General features: G+C 68.0%; 15 protein-coding genes. 7 read left to right on the top strand and 8 right to left on the bottom strand.

Translation table 11 applies throughout. The annotated features are described in order from the left end of the window. Positions 1–5: 5 nt before the first annotated feature. Positions 6–1,076 (bottom strand): alanine racemase, encoded by a 1,071-nt coding sequence (gene alr / locus QZM72_RS16260; RefSeq protein ID WP_089467745.1) that lies wholly within the window; start codon positions 1,074–1,076, stop codon positions 6–8. Between the two features lie 218 nt (positions 1,077–1,294). On the opposite strand from alr, the gene lplT reads away from it, so the two are divergent. Beyond that, on the top strand, positions 1,295–2,602 hold the full coding sequence (gene lplT, locus QZM72_RS16255) for a lysophospholipid transporter LplT (RefSeq protein WP_089467746.1): 1,308 nt from the start codon (positions 1,295–1,297) through the stop codon (positions 2,600–2,602). Positions 2,603–2,660: 58 nt separating this feature from the next. Then, positions 2,661–3,470 carry a bifunctional hydroxymethylpyrimidine kinase/phosphomethylpyrimidine kinase gene (gene thiD / locus QZM72_RS16250; RefSeq protein WP_089467747.1) on the top strand — a complete coding sequence of 270 codons (810 nt, stop codon included), beginning with the start codon at positions 2,661–2,663 and terminating at the stop codon, positions 3,468–3,470. Between the two features lie 18 nt (positions 3,471–3,488). Here thiD and QZM72_RS16245 read toward each other — a convergent pair whose 3' ends face one another. From QZM72_RS16245 to tsaB, 4 genes are read right to left on the bottom strand one after another with little or no spacing between them, the layout of a single operon-like run. After that, positions 3,489–4,454 (bottom strand): DUF1853 family protein, encoded by a 966-nt coding sequence (locus tag QZM72_RS16245; protein WP_089467748.1) that lies wholly within the window; start codon positions 4,452–4,454, stop codon positions 3,489–3,491. Then, on the bottom strand, positions 4,451–5,482 hold the full coding sequence (locus tag QZM72_RS16240; RefSeq protein ID WP_089467983.1) for a uracil-DNA glycosylase: 1,032 nt from the start codon (positions 5,480–5,482) through the stop codon (positions 4,451–4,453). The genes QZM72_RS16245 and QZM72_RS16240 overlap by 4 nt, the downstream gene beginning before the upstream one ends. Then, positions 5,469–5,969 (bottom strand): ribosomal protein S18-alanine N-acetyltransferase, encoded by a 501-nt coding sequence (rimI, locus tag QZM72_RS16235; RefSeq protein WP_069617686.1) that lies wholly within the window; start codon positions 5,967–5,969, stop codon positions 5,469–5,471. Before rimI ends, QZM72_RS16240 begins: the two co-directional genes overlap by 14 nt. Next, positions 5,966–6,733 (bottom strand): tRNA (adenosine(37)-N6)-threonylcarbamoyltransferase complex dimerization subunit type 1 TsaB, encoded by a 768-nt coding sequence (gene tsaB, locus QZM72_RS16230; protein ID WP_301738641.1) that lies wholly within the window; start codon positions 6,731–6,733, stop codon positions 5,966–5,968. The genes rimI and tsaB overlap by 4 nt, the downstream gene beginning before the upstream one ends. Positions 6,734–6,880: 147 nt before the next feature. On the opposite strand from tsaB, the gene QZM72_RS16225 reads away from it, so the two are divergent. From QZM72_RS16225 to aceA, 3 genes are all read left to right on the top strand, one after another. Continuing rightward, positions 6,881–7,150, top strand: a complete 270-nt coding sequence (locus QZM72_RS16225) for an acyl-CoA-binding protein (protein WP_006478462.1) — start codon at positions 6,881–6,883, stop codon at positions 7,148–7,150. A gap of 356 nt (positions 7,151–7,506) precedes the next feature. Next, positions 7,507–9,063, top strand: a complete 1,557-nt coding sequence (locus QZM72_RS16220) for a DEAD/DEAH box helicase (protein WP_301738640.1) — start codon at positions 7,507–7,509, stop codon at positions 9,061–9,063. Between the two features lie 395 nt (positions 9,064–9,458). Next, entirely contained in the window at positions 9,459–10,766 is a 1,308-nt protein-coding gene (gene aceA / locus QZM72_RS16215) for an isocitrate lyase (RefSeq protein ID WP_301738639.1), read from the top strand. Between the two features lie 211 nt (positions 10,767–10,977). Here aceA and QZM72_RS16210 read toward each other — a convergent pair whose 3' ends face one another. Next, positions 10,978–11,412, bottom strand: a complete 435-nt coding sequence (locus QZM72_RS16210) for a universal stress protein (RefSeq protein ID WP_011549516.1) — start codon at positions 11,410–11,412, stop codon at positions 10,978–10,980. A gap of 159 nt (positions 11,413–11,571) precedes the next feature. After that, on the bottom strand, positions 11,572–12,477 hold the full coding sequence (locus QZM72_RS16205; protein WP_059510889.1) for a LysR family transcriptional regulator: 906 nt from the start codon (positions 12,475–12,477) through the stop codon (positions 11,572–11,574). Positions 12,478–12,634: 157 nt separating this feature from the next. Between QZM72_RS16205 and QZM72_RS16200 the strand changes: the two genes are divergently transcribed. Continuing rightward, on the top strand, positions 12,635–13,402 hold the full coding sequence (locus QZM72_RS16200; protein WP_301738638.1) for a haloacid dehalogenase type II: 768 nt from the start codon (positions 12,635–12,637) through the stop codon (positions 13,400–13,402). A 65-nt stretch (positions 13,403–13,467) separates the two neighbouring features. Beyond that, the gene (gene aceB, locus QZM72_RS16195) at positions 13,468–15,060 is read left to right on the top strand and encodes a malate synthase A (protein ID WP_301738637.1); all 1,593 of its coding nucleotides are present in this window, start codon (positions 13,468–13,470) and stop codon (positions 15,058–15,060) included. A gap of 131 nt (positions 15,061–15,191) precedes the next feature. Here aceB and QZM72_RS16190 read toward each other — a convergent pair whose 3' ends face one another. Continuing rightward, positions 15,192–15,605: a gamma-glutamylcyclotransferase gene (locus tag QZM72_RS16190; RefSeq protein WP_089467753.1), complete on the bottom strand. Its 414-nt coding sequence runs from the start codon at positions 15,603–15,605 to the stop codon at positions 15,192–15,194. Positions 15,606–15,678 lie beyond the last annotated feature (73 nt).

Below are 15,678 nucleotides of genomic sequence, written 5' to 3'. Positions count from 1 at the left end.
CGCCCTTATTCCGCTCGCACCGGCACGCGGGCTGCGACCGCGCACATCAGCTCATAGCCGATCGTCCCGCAATGGCGCGCGACGTCGTCGATCGGCAGCGCATTGCCCCACAGCTCGACCCGCGCGCCGACGCCGGCCTGCGGGCACGGCGTCAGGTCGACGGTGATCATGTCCATCGACACGCGACCGACGATCCGCGTGCGGATGCCGTCGACGATCACGGGCGTGCCTTCCGGCGCCACGCGCGGATAGCCGTCCGCGTAGCCGCACGCGACGACGCCGATCCGCATCGGCACCTGCGTCGAAAACGTCGAGCCATAGCCGATCGCCTGACCCTTCCCGATCGTCTGCACCGCGATCAGTTCGGACGAGAGCGTCATCGCGGGCTTCAACCCCGTGTCGGCGATATCGGACGACAGCCCGGACGGTGACGCCCCATACAGCACGATCCCCGGCCGCACCCAGTCGAAGTGCGTATCCGGATGCCACAGCACGGCCGCCGAATTCGCGAGACTGCGCGCGCCGGCGATGCTTTCCGCGCCGCGCTCGAACGTCGCGAGCTGCTCGGCGACGCCGCGCTCGTTGTCCGCGTCCGAAAAATGGGTCATCAACGTGATCTGGCCGATGCCGGGGCACGCGCGGGCGCGCTCCCACGCGGCACGGTATTTTTCCGGCATGTAACCGAGCCGGTTCATCCCGCTGTTCATCTTGAGCTGCACGTTCACGGGTTTCGACAGCCGCGCCGTTTCCAGCATCCGCATCTGCTCGTCGTTGTGGACGGTCGTGGTCAGGCTGTAGCGGTCGATCACGTCGATGTCGGTCGAGCGGAAGAAGCCTTCGAGCAGCAGGATCGGGCCGGCCCAGCCGAGCTCGCGCAGCTTCACGGCCTCGTCGAGGTCGAGCAGGCCGAAGCCGTCGGTGCCGCGCAGGCCCGGAAACGCGCGGGCGAGACCGTGGCCGTACGCGTTGGCCTTGACGACCGCCCAGACCTTGGACGGGCCGGCAAAGCGGCGGACGACGGAGAGATTGTTCGCGAGAGCGGCGGTGTGGATGGTGGCGGAGATCGGGCGCGGCATGGGAAATTTACGTAAAGACGCTTGCGAATCATCAGCTTACCGCGCCTTTTGAGCACCGAAGCCGACAATTTGCGGAACGATCGGGGAATCTTGCTAGTCCGAATTCGCGTATTTTCATGTTATAAAGCCGTGCGCACAACCCATTTCGAACGGAATAAGCCGATCGCATACCAGGCGGCCTACGCGGCCCTGCCGCAGCGACGAAAGCATCGCATCAGATGAAAAAAGGTTTTTACACCATCATGGCCGCGCAGTTTTTCTCGTCGCTGGCCGACAATGCGCTTCTCATCGCCGCCATCGCCCTGCTGAAAGACCTCCACGCCCCCAACTGGATGACACCGCTGCTGAAGCTGTTCTTCGTGTTGTCGTATGTGGTGTTGGCGGCGTATGTCGGCGCGTTCGCGGATTCGCGTCCGAAGGGCCGCGTGATGTTCATCACCAACTCGATCAAGGTGGTCGGCTGCCTGATCATGCTGTTCGGCGCCCACCCGCTGATCGCGTACGGGATCGTCGGGTTCGGCGCGGCGGCCTACTCGCCCGCCAAATACGGGATTCTCACCGAGTTGCTGCCGGCCGACCGGCTCGTCGCCGCGAACGGCTGGATCGAAGGCACGACCGTCAGCTCGATCATCCTCGGCACCGTGCTCGGCGGCGCGCTGATCAGCCCGCACATCGCGGCGCACGTGATCGCGCACACGCCCGCCTGGATCGGCACGCCCGCCGAAGCCGCGATGGCGATCATCATGGCGATCTACGTGGTCGCCGCGATCTTCAACCTGCGGATTCCCGATACCGGCGCCCGCTATCCGAAGCAGGAACGCGGCCCGGTCAAGCTGCTCACCGATTTCGCCGACTGCTTCATGGTGCTCTGGCGCGACAAGCTCGGCCAGATTTCGCTCGCGGTCACGACCCTGTTCTGGGGGGCGGGCGCGACGCTGCAGTTCATCGTGCTGAAGTGGGCCGAGGTGTCGCTCAACATGTCGCTGTCCGAAGGCGCGATCCTGCAGGCCGTGGTCGCGGTCGGCGTCGCGGGGGGGGCGATTGCCGCCGCCGCCCGGATTCCGCTGAAGAAGTCGCTGACCGTGCTGCCCGTCGGCATCATCATGGGCATCGCGGTGATGCTGATGGCGTTCTACACGCGCGACCTGTTCCCGCCGCACTGGGCCTTGCATTTCGGCCATCTGCGCCTGCCGTTCTACCTGATCGTCGCGTACATCTTCCTGATCGGCGTCGGCGCGCTGTCCGGCTACTTCGTCGTGCCGATGAACGCGCTGCTGCAGCATCGCGGCCACGTGCTGCTGTCGGCCGGCCATTCGATCGCCGTGCAGAACTTCAACGAGAACCTGTCGGTGCTCGTGATGCTGTGCCTGTATGCGGTGCTCGTCTGGCTCGACGTGCCGGTCGGCGTCGTGATCGTGCTGTTCGGCACGTTCGTCTGCCTGACGATGTGGCTCGTGATGCGGCGCCACCAGGCGAACCAGCGTCAGTTCGACTCGGTCGCGCTGATCGGCGAATCGCGGCACTGACGCTACACTTCCGGTTTTCGTCCGCCGGCGCCGGTCCTCGAACCGGCGCGTTGCCCTCATGACGCACCCGATACCCAACATCCTGACGATCGCCGGCTCCGATTCGGGCGGCGGTGCAGGCATCCAGGCCGACCTGAAGACGTTTTCCGCGCTCGGCGCGTATGGCGCGAGCGTGATCACCGCGCTGACCGCGCAGAACACGCGCGGCGTGACGGGCGTGCATGCGCCGGACGCCGCCTTCGTGACCGCGCAGCTCGACGCGGTGTTCGACGACATCCGCATCGATGCGGTCAAGATCGGGATGCTCGCGAACGCGCCGATCGTGCGGGCGGTCGCCGATGCGCTGCGCCGTTACGCGCCGCGCTTCGTCGTGCTCGACACGGTGATGATCTCGAAAAGTTCGCACGCGCTGCTCGCGCCCGATGCCGTCGACGCGCTGCGCGACACGCTGCTGCCGCTCGCGACGGTCGTCACGCCGAACCTGCCCGAAGCGGCCGCGCTGCTGAACGATGCGCCCGCCGCCACCGAAGACGACATGGTCCGGCAAGGCCAGGCGTTGCTGCAAACGGGCGCGCGCGCCGTGCTGATGAAGGGCGGCCACCTGCCCGATGCGTCCGCGAGCCCCGACTGGCTCGTCGAAGCGGCCCGCACCGTGCGGCTCGACGGCACGCGCGTGCCGGTCAGCAACACGCACGGCACCGGCTGCACGCTGTCGTCGGCGATCGCCGCGCTGCTGCCGCAGCAGCCCGACCTGGAAAGCGCGGTACGCGAAGCAAAAACCTACCTGACCGGCGCCATCGCCGCGAGCGGCCACCTCGACGTCGGTCACGGCGTCGGCCCGGTCCATCACTTTCATCGCTGGTGGTGAGCGGCCGCTGACGCGGCGTCAATGATCCTGCGCGGCGAACGCCTGTGCGCGCGCCGGCCAGTCGTCGGGCACGACGAACCCGCGCGCCGTCTCGCGCCACGTGCCGTCACTACCCTTTTCATGGATCGCGATCAGATCGGGCGCCTGGCGCGTCGCCAGCACGGGCGGCAGTTCCCGTGCGCTCGCCAGCGGCTCGGGCTCGAACCCCGTACCGGCGGCGGCACGTCGCGGCGCCAGCCAAGCCAGCCGCGGCAACACGCTCCATGCGACGCCGTCACGCTGCGCGGCCGCCCACGCCGGCCACTGCGCGTGCGTCAGCCAGAAACCGCGCGGATGATCCGGCGCAATTTCGGCGGACACCGGCGGCACCGGCGCGCCGTGCGGATGGAACAGCCAGCCCTTGATGAACATCTGCGCGTCGGACGGCGCGCCGTAGCCGAGCCGGGCAAAGCCGTCGTGTTCGCCGAGCCGCAACTGATGGTCGAGCAGCCGGCTGCGCTTGCGGTCGAACCGGTCGACAAGATTGGGGCCGACGAAGTCGGCGAGCGATGCGCCGTCGCGAACCGGCGCGCACAGATAGCATTTCACCGCCAGTTCCCAGTGCAAGCGCCGGCCGTCCGGCGCATCGACGAGAAAATCGACTTCGCCGAGCGTGCGGCCGTTGCTGCGCAACGGGAGATTGGCCGCGACGAGCCGCAGCGACGGCCCGTGGGTCAGGAAATACTCGAGCAGGCATTCGGCGTAGCGACCGAGCCGGGTGGGCCGAAACCCGTCGAGCGCACGATGCAGCGGCCCGGGCTGCGCATCGAGCGCGGCAAGCCACGCTTCGACGGCCGCCTGGCCCGCCGCATCCGGCCACGGGCGCGCGAGCGGCGCGCCCGGCACCGCGGTGAGCAGGCTCGGGCTGGCCAGCAGCCAGCCCAGATCGCGCACCGCGACGTCATGCAGCGTATCGACGAACGCGCACGCCGCGCCGGTCGTCATGACCCGGTCGGGCCGTTCGCGTCGCCGCCTTGCGCACGCTGGAACGTGTCGCGCGCGAGGCACAGGTCGGCCCACGCCTTCGACTTGTCCTGAAGGCTGCGCAACAGGTATGCCGGGTGGTAGGTGACGATCACCGGCACGCCCTCGTACGCATGCGCGCGGCCGCGCAGCGACGCGATGCTCGCGTCCGTCTTCAGCAGCGTCTGCGCGGCGAAACGGCCGAGCGCGACGATCAGCTTCGGCTTCACGAGCGCGACCTGGCGCTGCAGATACGGCTCGCAGCGCGCGACTTCGTCCGGCTCCGGGTTGCGGTTGCCGGGCGGGCGGCACTTGATCACGTTGGCGATATACACGTTGTCGCCGCGCTTGAGCGATAGCGACTGCAGCATGTTGTCGAGCAGCTTGCCGGCCTGGCCGACGAACGGCTCGCCCTGCTTGTCCTCGTTCTCGCCCGGCGCTTCGCCAATCAGCATCCAGTCCGCTTCGCGGTCGCCGACGCCGAACACGGTGTTGGTCCGCTTCTCGCACAGACGGCACAGCGTGCAGTCGGCCACGCGCGCGGCCAGCGCATCCCAGTCGAGCGCGGCGACCGGCGTGCCGGCGGGGCGCGATTCGGTGAGCGGCACGGGCACGGATTCGCCCGGCGGCGCCGCGTCGAACCAGGCGAAATCGTCGTCCGCTGCAGGCGGCGCATCATCCTTCGGCGGCATCGTATCGGGCGATGCGGCCGACGCAGCTTGCGCAGGCGGGCGAGCATCCTCGTCGACACCGTGCGCCGACACCCGCGACTCGCGAGCGGCCGAAACGCCAGCGGCGCCACGCGCGACGGTCGTCGGCGCATCGTCCTGCGCCGGTGCACGCGCGGCACGCACCGGCCGATCGGCCGCGACGGCCGAACCGTCAACCGTCGCGGCGGTTTGCGCGACGGCAGGCGCGTCGGCTGCCGCGCCTTCGTCCGCGCGCTGCCCGCGCCGCACCCAGATCTGCGCGAGGCCCAGTTCCTCGAGCGCCGATTCAGCCCACGCCATGCGCATCCCCCTCGTCCTTGTTCAACGTCAGACGCATCACGATCGCGTCTTCCCGGCTGCGATGCTTCGCCGGATAGTAGTTCTTGCGCCGGCCGATCGTCACGAAGCCGAAGCGCTCGTACAGATGAATCGCGCGCGGATTGGACGGCCGCACCTCGAGCAGCACGCCATCGAGCCGTTCCGCGCGCGAAATGCGCACCGCCTCGCGCAGCAGCGCGAGGCCCGCGCCCGCATGCTGCGCGGCCGGCGCGACACACAGGTTCAGCAGATGCATCTCGTCGATCACGGGCATCAGCACGCAATAGCCGACGAGCGAGCCCGTCACGTGCCGCAGGCACACGCCCAGATAGCCGTTGCGCAGCGAATCCTCGAAATTGCCACGGCTCCACGGGAATTCGTACGCGACCTGCTCGATCGCGACGACCTCGTCGAGATCGGCGTCCGTCATCGGCGCCAGATAGCGGTCGCTCAGCAGCACGCCCGTCATCCCTTCGCCCCGCCTGTCTGCGCGGCCCGTGCGGCGAGGCGCTCGGCCGTGGTCTGCGCGACTTTGTCGCGCACGTATTCGGGCGCGGCCTGATCGGCCGGCACCGCACGCCCCGCGCGGAACGCCCGCAGCGCGGCATGCGCGACCGCCAGCGCATGCGGCAGCGCATCGCCGTCGATCGCGGCCGCCCGCGCGGCGGCCGGCAATTGCGCGCCGAACGCCTCGGCTGCATTGCCGGCGAGCGTAAACGGCGCATCGGGCACGCCGACGGCGCCCGGTGCGTCGAGCGACGCCGGATGCAGCGTGCGCCAGTCGCCGGCGCCGTCGTCCCATTCGAAATCCGCCCAGTAGGCTTCGTCCATTCGCGCGTCGAGCGCGGCGAGCACGCGGGTCGTGCCGGGCGCGCGCAGCCGTGCATGCTCGGCGCACGCGAGCAGCGTGCCGATCGGCACGACCGGCACCCCGCCCCCGAACGCGAGGCCCTGGGTAATGCCCGTCGCGGTACGCAGGCCGGTGAACGAGCCGGGGCCCGCGCCGAACGCGATCGCGTCGCAGTCGGCGAGCGTCAGCCCGGATTCGGCGAAGAGTTCCTGGATCGCCGGCAGCACGCGCGTGCTCGACACGGCGCCCGTCAGCTCGTGACGGACCCAGGTTTGCGGAGTGGAAACGGCGTCATCGGCCGGAGCCGAGCGCAGCAGCGCGACCGAGCAGTATTCGGTCGACGTATCGATGGCGAGGAGCACTGTTTGCGTCATGGGCGACATTGTAATGCGCCGTCCCGCTCCCACGGGCGATCGGGCCCGATCTGTGCGCACGTGCGGCGCCAGCGCCGGTTTGGAAGGATCGCTCGACCCGGCGCGACGGTCCGCTTGTTAAGATCGGCCGAGCTGAAACCCTTACGGAGACACCCGATGAGCGAACTCACCGCCCAATTCGACCAGGCCCAGATCGACGTCAAGCAGCTGACGGAACGGCCGGGCAACCTGACCCTGCTGCGCCTGTACGCGCTCTTCAAGCAGGCGACCGACGGCGATGCGCACGGCGACAAGCCCGGCTTCACCGACATCGTCGGCAAGTACAAGTACGATGCGTGGGAAGCCCTGAAGGGCACGTCGCAGGATGCGGCGAAGCAGCAGTACATCGAACTCGTCGAATCGCTGAAAAACGGCACGGCGTCCTGACCGGATCGCCGTCATCGCAATAGGCAATCAAATCAGTGGCGCAGCGCAGCAAATTTCTTTATAATGCTGCCTGCGTCATCTCCCGCGCTCGGCTCGAAGCCGTTCCGGCCCGACGCCTCGTAGCGTTAAGCTCCAATCCGGTTTAGAACCTGTCCCCTCCTGCTTCGACCCTTGCGGTCGTCAACTAGGCTGGCGGCCCCGCTCCTGAAGCGCGCCGCACCCAAAACAGCTTCTAATGCCTCATCCGCCGACGGTTCGGCGGATTGCACCCGTTTCCCGATTTGCTCGCTGAATCCGACGACTTGGGTATGCGCGATTGGCGCCGACGTTTCACCCACTGTGTTTCAAGGATTGTTATGACTTCGAGCATCAACTCCAGCCCGCTCAACGCGATCGCCGACCAGGCGCTCGGTCTCGACGACGCCGCCGCACCGGCCGCGGTCGAACCGGCGTCGGACGAGCCGAGCTTCGCGTCGCTCGGGTTGTCGCCGGAGATCGTCTCCGCGCTGCAGGCCGCCGGCTACGTGAAGCCGACGCCGGTCCAGCAGCGCGCGATTCCGGCCGGCATCGCCGGCCGCGACCTGCTGGTGTCGAGCCCGACCGGTTCGGGCAAGACCGCCGCATTCATGCTGCCCGCGATCGAACGTTTCGCGCAGCTCCAGAAGACGCAGGCGCAACAGCCGCGCGCGCCGCGCGACCCGAACCAGGGCGACCGCCGCGCGCGCCGCCCGCAACCGGTCGCGCGCCCGGGCCTGCTCGTGCTGACGCCGACCCGTGAACTCGCGATGCAGGTCACGACGGCCGCCTCGACGTACGGCAAGCACCTGAAGCGCCTGCGCACGGTCAGCATCCTCGGCGGCGTCGCCTACGGCCAGCAGCTGATGCTGCTCGCGAAGAACCCGGAAATCCTGGTCGCCACGCCGGGCCGCCTGCTCGACCACCTCGAGCGCGGCCGCATCGACCTGTCCGAACTGAAGATGCTCGTGCTCGACGAAGCCGACCGCATGCTCGACATGGGCTTCATCGACGACATCGAAACGATCGTCGCCGCCACGCCGGAATCGCGCCAGACGATGCTGTTCTCGGCCACGCTCGACGGCAAGATCGGTTCGCTGACGAGCCGCCTGCTGAAGGATCCGGAACGCATCGAGATCCAGCAGCGCCTCGAGTCGCGCGCGAACATCGCGCAGACGGTTCACTACGTCGACGACCGCGATCACAAGGATCGCCTGCTCGATCACCTGCTGCGCGACGACGCGCTCGACCAGGCGATCATCTTCACGGCGACCAAGATCGACGCCGACCAGCTCGCCGGCCGTCTCGCCGACGCAGGCTTCGAATCGGCCGCGCTGCACGGCGACCTGCCGCAGGGCGCGCGCAACCGCACGATCCGTGCGCTGCGCGAGCGCCGCGTGCGCGTGCTGGTGGCGACCGACGTCGCGGCACGCGGCATCGACATCCCGGGCATCACGCACGTGTTCAACTACGACCTGCCGAAGTTCGCGGAAGACTACGTGCACCGTATCGGCCGTACCGGCCGCGCGGGCCGTTCGGGCACCGCGGTGAGCCTCGTGCACCACGCCGAGCAAGGCGCGCTCAAGCGCATCGAGCGCTTCGTGCGCGCGCCGCTGCCGGTCAACGTGATCGAAGGTTTCGAGCCCCGCAAGGCGCCCCCGCGTAACGGCGGCACCGGCGGCCGCGGCCGTCCGGGCGGCGGTAACGGCGGTCGTCGTTTCGGCGGCAAGCCGGGCGGCGGTTATGGCGGCAACGGCGGCGGCAGCGGCAACGGTCGCAGCTACGGCGGCGGCAATGGCGGCGGCTGGAGCGGCAAGCCGGGCGGCAGCCGCGATGGCGGCCCGCGTCGCGACGGCCAACGCAGCGGCGGCCCGCGCCGTAGCAATTCGGCATCGTAAGCACGCACGGGCGGTCTTGCGGCCGCCCTGCGGATGGGCACCTCGCCCATTCAGCAAACCGGCGCATCCGCGCCGGTTTTTTTTCGCCTCGCCGCCAATTTCACGATGCGGGAAATTTTTTTGCGTCGTAAAAAATCATGCTGCACGGCACAACCCGCGCGATTGCGGGATGGGAAAGCGCATTTCTTATCTCGAAATTGCGCAGGCAACCCATTGATTAACAACAATTAAAAAATTCCACACTTCCCGAGCCAGCCCCTGTTTCGCTCCCGCCGATTTGCCTAGACTCTTATACAAGACTTCGCGAACCGGAACGCATCGCTTCCCCGCCTCGCGAACCGCATCGTCACCGCCGGATTCGGCCGTCACGCATACATCGCATCAAGGAGCTCATCATGTCGCGTCAGCAACAAGCACAGGAACTGCAGCAGCAATGGGAAACCGATCCGCGCTGGAAGGGCATCAAGCGCAGCTACTTGGCTGAGGACGTGGTCCGCCTGCGCGGCTCCATCCCGATCGAGCACACGCTGGCCAAGCGCGGCGCGGAAAAACTGTGGGGCCTCATCAACAACGAGCCGTTCGTCAATGCGCTCGGCGCGCTGACCGGCAACCAGGCGATGCAGCAGGTGAAGGCCGGCCTGAAGGCCATCTACCTGTCCGGCTGGCAAGTGGCCGGCGATGCGAACGTCGCGGGCGAAATGTACCCTGACCAGTCGCTGTACCCGGCGAACTCGGTGCCGCTCGTCGTCAAGCGCATCAACAACACGCTCACGCGCGCCGACCAGATCCAGTGGTCGGAAGGCAAGAACCCGGGCGACGAAGGCTACGTCGATTTCTTCGCCCCGATCGTCGCCGATGCGGAAGCCGGCTTCGGCGGCGTGCTCAACGCGTTCGAGCTGATGAAGGCGATGATCGAGGCCGGCGCGTCGGGCGTTCACTTCGAAGATCAGCTCGCATCGGTGAAGAAGTGCGGCCACATGGGCGGCAAGGTGCTCGTGCCGACGCGCGAAGCGGTCGCGAAGCTGTCGGCCGCGCGTCTCGCGGCCGACGTGATGGGCACGCCGACCGTGCTGGTCGCGCGCACCGACGCGGAAGCGGCCGACCTGATCACGTCCGACGTCGACGACAACGACAAGCCGTTCCTCACGGGCGAGCGCACGGTGGAAGGCTTCTTCCGCACGAAGCCGGGCCTCGAGCAGGCGATCTCGCGCGGCCTCGCGTACGCACCGTACGCGGACCTGATCTGGTGCGAAACGGGCAAGCCCGATCTCGAGTACGCGAAGAAGTTCGCGGAAGCGATCCACAAGCAGTTCCCGGGCAAGCTGCTGTCGTACAACTGCTCGCCGTCATTCAACTGGAAGAAGAACCTCGACGACGCGACGATCGCGAAGTTCCAGAAGGAACTCGGCGCGATGGGCTACAAGTTCCAGTTCATCACGCTGGCCGGCTTCCATGCGCTGAACTACTCGATGTTCAACCTCGCGCACGGTTACGCCCGCACGCAGATGAGCGCGTTCGTCGAACTGCAGCAAGCCGAGTTCGCGGCGGCCGACAAGGGCTTCACGGCCGTCAAGCACCAGCGCGAGGTCGGCACCGGCTACTTCGACGCGGTGACGCAGACGGTCGAACGCGAAGCATCGACGACCGCGCTGCACGGCTCGACCGAGGACGAACAGTTCTTCGACGGCAAGAAGGTCGCGTAACACGGCAAGGCGTGACGCCGATGGCCGCCGCGTCTCGCGACGCCGCGGCATCGGCCACCGGAACGACAATCAGGGAGGAGACGGCAGGCACGCGAATCCGATCGCGCGACCCGCCGCGCGGCCTGCGGGCCGCCAGCAACGCTGCGCGCCGGCTTGGTCCGGCGCGCCCTTTTTCCGACGCGCAGCCCGCCCCGCCACGGCCGGCGCTGCACTACCGATAGACGATCACCGGAATTTTCGTATGGGTCAGCACGCGCTGCGTCTCGCTGCCGATCAGCAGGCTGCCGAGCCCGCGGCGTCCGTGGGACGCCATGAAGATCACGTCGCACCCGCCGCGTTCGGCCGCCTCGATGATGCCGAGATACGGCGACGGATGCACGCTCGTCCACGTGTCGCACGCCACGCCGGCCGCCTTCGCCGCCGCTTCCACCTCGTCGAGATGCGCACGCGCTTCGCGCTCGCTGCGCGCGCGGAAATCGGCGGGCGGCTCGATGATCACTTCGGAAAACGGCGAGTACGGATATTGCGGCAGGCACGCGTAGGCCGTCACGCGCGCGCCGACCGCGCGAGCCAGGTCGATCGCGCCGTCGATCGCCTTTTGCGACAGTTCGGAACCGTCGGTTGGAACGAGGATGTGCCGGAACATCGCGCCCTCCTTCGTCAGTCGCACGCCGCGCGCCCCGGCTCCGGCCGAGCCGGCCGCGACACCGCGCGCATGCCTCTTACGATTGTAGTGTGCGAAACCGCGCAAGCCGCACCGCCAGCGGGTTCGCCCTCATATCGGAAACACGCGGGCGCGCGGCGCCTACTCGCCCCAATAGCCGGGCCGCTCGTACGTGTGCTTCAGGTAATCGAGAAACAGCCGCACGCGCAGCGGCAGATGCCGGCGCTGCGGAAACACCGCGTGAATGCCGATCGGCGGCGCGGCGAACGCGTCGAGCACGCTGACGAGCCGGCCGGCCGCGATGTCCTCGCCGACTTCCCACCACGAGCGCCACGCGAGCCCGTGGCCGGCGAGGCACCACTCGTGCAGCACCGCGCCGTCCGAGCATTCCATCGTGCCGTTCACGCGGATCGACACGACCTTGTCGTCCTCCTGGAACGCCCAGCCGCGCTGCTGGTTCGCGTTCGCCGCGAGCGCGAGGCAGTTGTGCCGCGCCAGTTCCGCGAGCGTGGCCGGCGTGCCGCGCCGCGCGAGATACGCGGGCGACGCGACGCACACGCGGCGGTTCTCGCCGAGCTTCAGCGACACGAGCGACGAGTCGGGCAGCTCGCCGAGCCGCACCGCGCAATCGAACCCTTCGTTGACGAGGTCGACCATCCGGTCGGACAGGTCGAGCGTGACCGACACGTCCGGATGCGCGCCGCTGAATTCGGGCACGAGCGGCGCGACGTGCCGCCGGCCGAAGCCGGCCGGCGCGGATATCCGCAGATGGCCGCTCGCCTTGACGCCGCCGGCGGACACGCTCGCTTCCGCATTCTGCATGTCGTTGATGATGCGCTGGCAATCCTCGAGGAACGCCGACCCCTCGAACGTCAGCGTGAGCTTGCGCGTCGTGCGCACCAGGAGCTTCACGCCGAGCCGCTCCTCGAGCGCATCGAGACGGCGGCCGATGATCGCCGGCGCGACGCCTTCCGCGTGCGCGGCCGCCGACAGGCTGCCCTTGGCCGCGACTGCGGCGAACGTTTCGATCTGTTTGAACCGGTCCATGAATCACTCGAGAGGACGACATCGCCGCCCTTCAAATAGCTTGAGCCGCTCAGATTAGGTATAGGAAAGTAAAAGATCAAGTGATGTTTAGCGTCTTTTTTAGCACCTTCGATCACGAATAGAATCGACCCGACCTCTGAAACTGGAGCGCAAGGCTATGTCGGCCACAACGACACTCTCCTCTCCCGACGCCATTCTCTTCGACGCATTCGGCACGTTGTTCGACGTGCGCGCCGTGCTGGCCGCGGCCGAGCAGATGTTTCCCGGACACGGGGAACGGTTGTCGCAGCTGTGGCGACGCAAGCAGATCGAATACTCGCAGCTGCGCACGCTCGCCGACCCGGCCGGCGCGCACTACCGCCCGTTCCGGGACATCACGCTCGATGCGCTGCGGTTCGCCGCGCGCCGGCTCGGCCTAGCGCTGAACAGCGCGGCCGAGAAGCGGCTGATGGACGAATACGCATGCCTGTCCACCTATCCCGACACGGTGCCCGCGCTGCGCAAGCTGCGCGCGCTCGACCCGCGCCCGCCGCTCGCGATCCTGTCGAACGGCACCCCGCAGATGCTCGACATCGCGATCAAGAGCGCGGGCATGACCGGCCTGTTCGATCGCGTGCTGTCGGCCGACGCCGTGCGCGCGTACAAGCCGAGCCCGGCCGCCTATGCGCTCGGCACCGCCGCGTTCGGGGCGAATCCGCGCGACATCGTGTTCGTGTCGTCGAACGCATGGGACGTCGCCGGCGCCACCTGGTTCGGCTACACGACGTTCTGGCTCAACCGCACGGGCGCACCTGCCGAGGAACTCGGCGCGCCGCCCGACGGCACGGGCACCGGCATGGCCGACCTGCTCGCCTTCCTCGCCACCCCCGCCCCGGCTCCGTCCGGCAGACCCGCAACCCGCACGCGCCCCGGCCCGGGTGCGTGACGTTCGCAGCTGCCGCCTTCCCCTTTCACCGAAACCGCAACTGACCGACCAAGGAGATGAGACTCATGAGCACCCCGATCACGCTGCCGCAAGGCATGACGATCACCGGCGAAATCAAGCCGGGTTACGAAGCGATCCTGACGCCCGACGCGCTGGCGCTCGTCGCGTCGCTGCATCGCACGTTCGAAGCGCGTCGCCAGACGCTGCTGCAGGCGCGCGCCGAGCGCACGAAACGCCTCGACGCGGGCGAGCGCCCCGATTTCCTCGCCGAGACGCAGGCGATCCGCGACGGCGACTGGAAGGTCGCGCCGCTGCCGGCCGACCTGCAATGCCGCCGCGTCGAGATCACGGGCCCGGTCGAGCGCAAGATGATCATCAACGCGCTGAACTCGGGCGCCGATTCGTACATGACGGACTTCGAGGATTCGAACGCGCCGAGCTGGACGAACCAGATCGACGGCCAGATCAACCTGAAGGACGCAGTGCGCCGCACGATCTCGCTCGAGCAGAACGGCAAGTCGTACAAGCTGAACGACAAGGTCGCGACGCTGATCGTGCGTCCGCGCGGCTGGCATCTCGACGAGAAGCACGTGACGGTCGACGGCCAGCGCGTGTCCGGCGGCATCTTCGATTTCGCGCTGTTCCTGTTCCACAACGCGAAGGAACTGATCGCGCGCGGCTCGGGCCCGTACTTCTACCTGCCGAAGATGGAAAGCCATCTCGAGGCGCGCCTGTGGAACGACATCTTCGTCGCCGCGCAGGAAGCGGTCGGCGTGCCGCGCGGCACGATCCGCGCGACGGTGCTGATCGAGACGATTCTCGCCGCGTTCGAGATGGACGAGATCCTGTACGAACTGCGCGAACACAGCTCGGGCCTGAACGCCGGCCGTTGGGACTACATCTTCTCGGCGATCAAGAAGTTCAAGAACGACCGCGACTTCTGCCTGGCCGACCGTTCGAAGATCACGATGACCGTGCCGTTCATGCGCGCGTACGCGCTGCTGCTGCTGAAGACGTGCCACAAGCGCAACGCGCCGGCGATCGGCGGGATGAGCGCGCTGATTCCGATCAAGAACGATCCGGAAGCGAACGACAAGGCGATGGGCGGCGTGCGCTCGGACAAGCAGCGCGACGCGACCGACGGCTACGACGGCGGCTGGGTCGCGCACCCGGGCCTCGTGCCGATCGCGATGGAGGAGTTCGTCAAGGTGCTGGGCGACCAGCCGAACCAGATCGCGAAGCAGCGCGACGACGTGCAGGTCGAAGGCAGGAACCTGCTCGACTTCCAGCCGGAAGCGCCAATCACCGAAGCCGGCCTGCGCAACAACATCAACGTGGGGATTCACTACCTCGGCGCGTGGCTCGACGGCAACGGCTGCGTGCCGATCCACAACCTGATGGAAGACGCGGCGACGGCCGAGATTTCCCGCTCGCAGGTGTGGCAATGGATCCGCTCGCCGAAGGGCGTGCTCGACGACGGCCGCAAGGTCACGGCCGACCTCGTGCGCGAATTCGCGAAGATGGAGCTCGACAACGTGAAGCGCTCGGTCGGCGGCAACACGCAGCCGTACGAACGCGCCGCGGCGATCTTCGAGCAGATGTCCACGTCGGAAGGCTTCACCGAATTCCTGACGCTGCCGCTGTACGAGGAAATCTGACGACGCCGCCCGCCGCGATCGCCGGGCGGCGCCTCGCCGTGCCGCCGGTTGCATGCGATGACGGCATGAAAAAAGCGCCCAGCGGGCGCTTTTCCTTTTGCGGCGAATCCGGCCGCCGCTCGCGGGCGCGCTCAGGCGGCTTCCTGCTCGCGCCGGTGCTGGACCCAATCGCCCGACGCGATGCGCGGACGCCCGGCTGCCGCATCCGCGGCGACCGGATAATACAGGCACGCGTACTGCCGGCCGCCGAGCTCGACCGTTACCTCCTCCGGCTTGAACAGTGAGTCGACGCCCGGATAGACGCGCTCGATCTCGTCGAGCACCGGGACGAGCTGCTCGTCGACCGCATAGACGTCGCCCCACACCAGCGACTTGCCGGCCGTCCCGGCGATCATGCCCGGATACATGCCGAAATCGACCAGTTCGCCCGGTAGCGCGGCCGCGCCCAGCAGTGTCGGCGCGGCGATGCCGTGGCGGGCGGCCGCATGGGCGATGTCGTTGGCCTGTCCGGCTCTCAAGGTGCCATAGACGAATACGTGGCGCATCGTGGTTCTCCTCTTCGATTCGTGTGTTGCCGTGTTTGCGTGCGATCGGCGCGCGATGGGCGCGACGTGGCGC

This window comes from Burkholderia sp. AU45388, assembly GCF_030481585.1.
Lineage (GTDB): Bacteria > Pseudomonadota > Gammaproteobacteria > Burkholderiales > Burkholderiaceae > Burkholderia > Burkholderia sola.
This window is presented reverse-complemented; position numbering and strand designations above follow the sequence as displayed.

What these genes read in the sequence shown, in the direction of transcription:
- QZM72_RS16245 (WP_089467748.1), bottom strand. Translation starts at nt 4,454, where the DNA reads ATGACGACCGGCGCGGCGTGCGCGTTCGTCGATACGCTGCATGACGTC.
- tsaB (WP_301738641.1), bottom strand. Translation starts at nt 6,733, where the DNA reads ATGTCGCCCATGACGCAAACAGTGCTCCTCGCCATCGATACGTCGACC.
- alr (WP_089467745.1), bottom strand. Translation starts at nt 1,076, where the DNA reads ATGCCGCGCCCGATCTCCGCCACCATCCACACCGCCGCTCTCGCGAAC.
- rimI (WP_069617686.1), bottom strand. Translation starts at nt 5,969, where the DNA reads ATGACGGGCGTGCTGCTGAGCGACCGCTATCTGGCGCCGATGACGGAC.
- QZM72_RS16210 (WP_011549516.1), bottom strand. Translation starts at nt 11,412, where the DNA reads ATGTTCCGGCACATCCTCGTTCCAACCGACGGTTCCGAACTGTCGCAA.
- QZM72_RS16205 (WP_059510889.1), bottom strand. Translation starts at nt 12,477, where the DNA reads ATGGACCGGTTCAAACAGATCGAAACGTTCGCCGCAGTCGCGGCCAAG.
- thiD (WP_089467747.1), top strand. Translation starts at nt 2,661, where the DNA reads ATGACGCACCCGATACCCAACATCCTGACGATCGCCGGCTCCGATTCG.
- aceB (WP_301738637.1), top strand. Translation starts at nt 13,468, where the DNA reads ATGAGCACCCCGATCACGCTGCCGCAAGGCATGACGATCACCGGCGAA.
- QZM72_RS16220 (WP_301738640.1), top strand. Translation starts at nt 7,507, where the DNA reads ATGACTTCGAGCATCAACTCCAGCCCGCTCAACGCGATCGCCGACCAG.
- QZM72_RS16200 (WP_301738638.1), top strand. Translation starts at nt 12,635, where the DNA reads ATGTCGGCCACAACGACACTCTCCTCTCCCGACGCCATTCTCTTCGAC.
- lplT (WP_089467746.1), top strand. Translation starts at nt 1,295, where the DNA reads ATGAAAAAAGGTTTTTACACCATCATGGCCGCGCAGTTTTTCTCGTCG.
- QZM72_RS16240 (WP_089467983.1), bottom strand. Translation starts at nt 5,482, where the DNA reads ATGGCGTGGGCTGAATCGGCGCTCGAGGAACTGGGCCTCGCGCAGATC.
- QZM72_RS16225 (WP_006478462.1), top strand. Translation starts at nt 6,881, where the DNA reads ATGAGCGAACTCACCGCCCAATTCGACCAGGCCCAGATCGACGTCAAG.
- aceA (WP_301738639.1), top strand. Translation starts at nt 9,459, where the DNA reads ATGTCGCGTCAGCAACAAGCACAGGAACTGCAGCAGCAATGGGAAACC.
- QZM72_RS16190 (WP_089467753.1), bottom strand. Translation starts at nt 15,605, where the DNA reads ATGCGCCACGTATTCGTCTATGGCACCTTGAGAGCCGGACAGGCCAAC.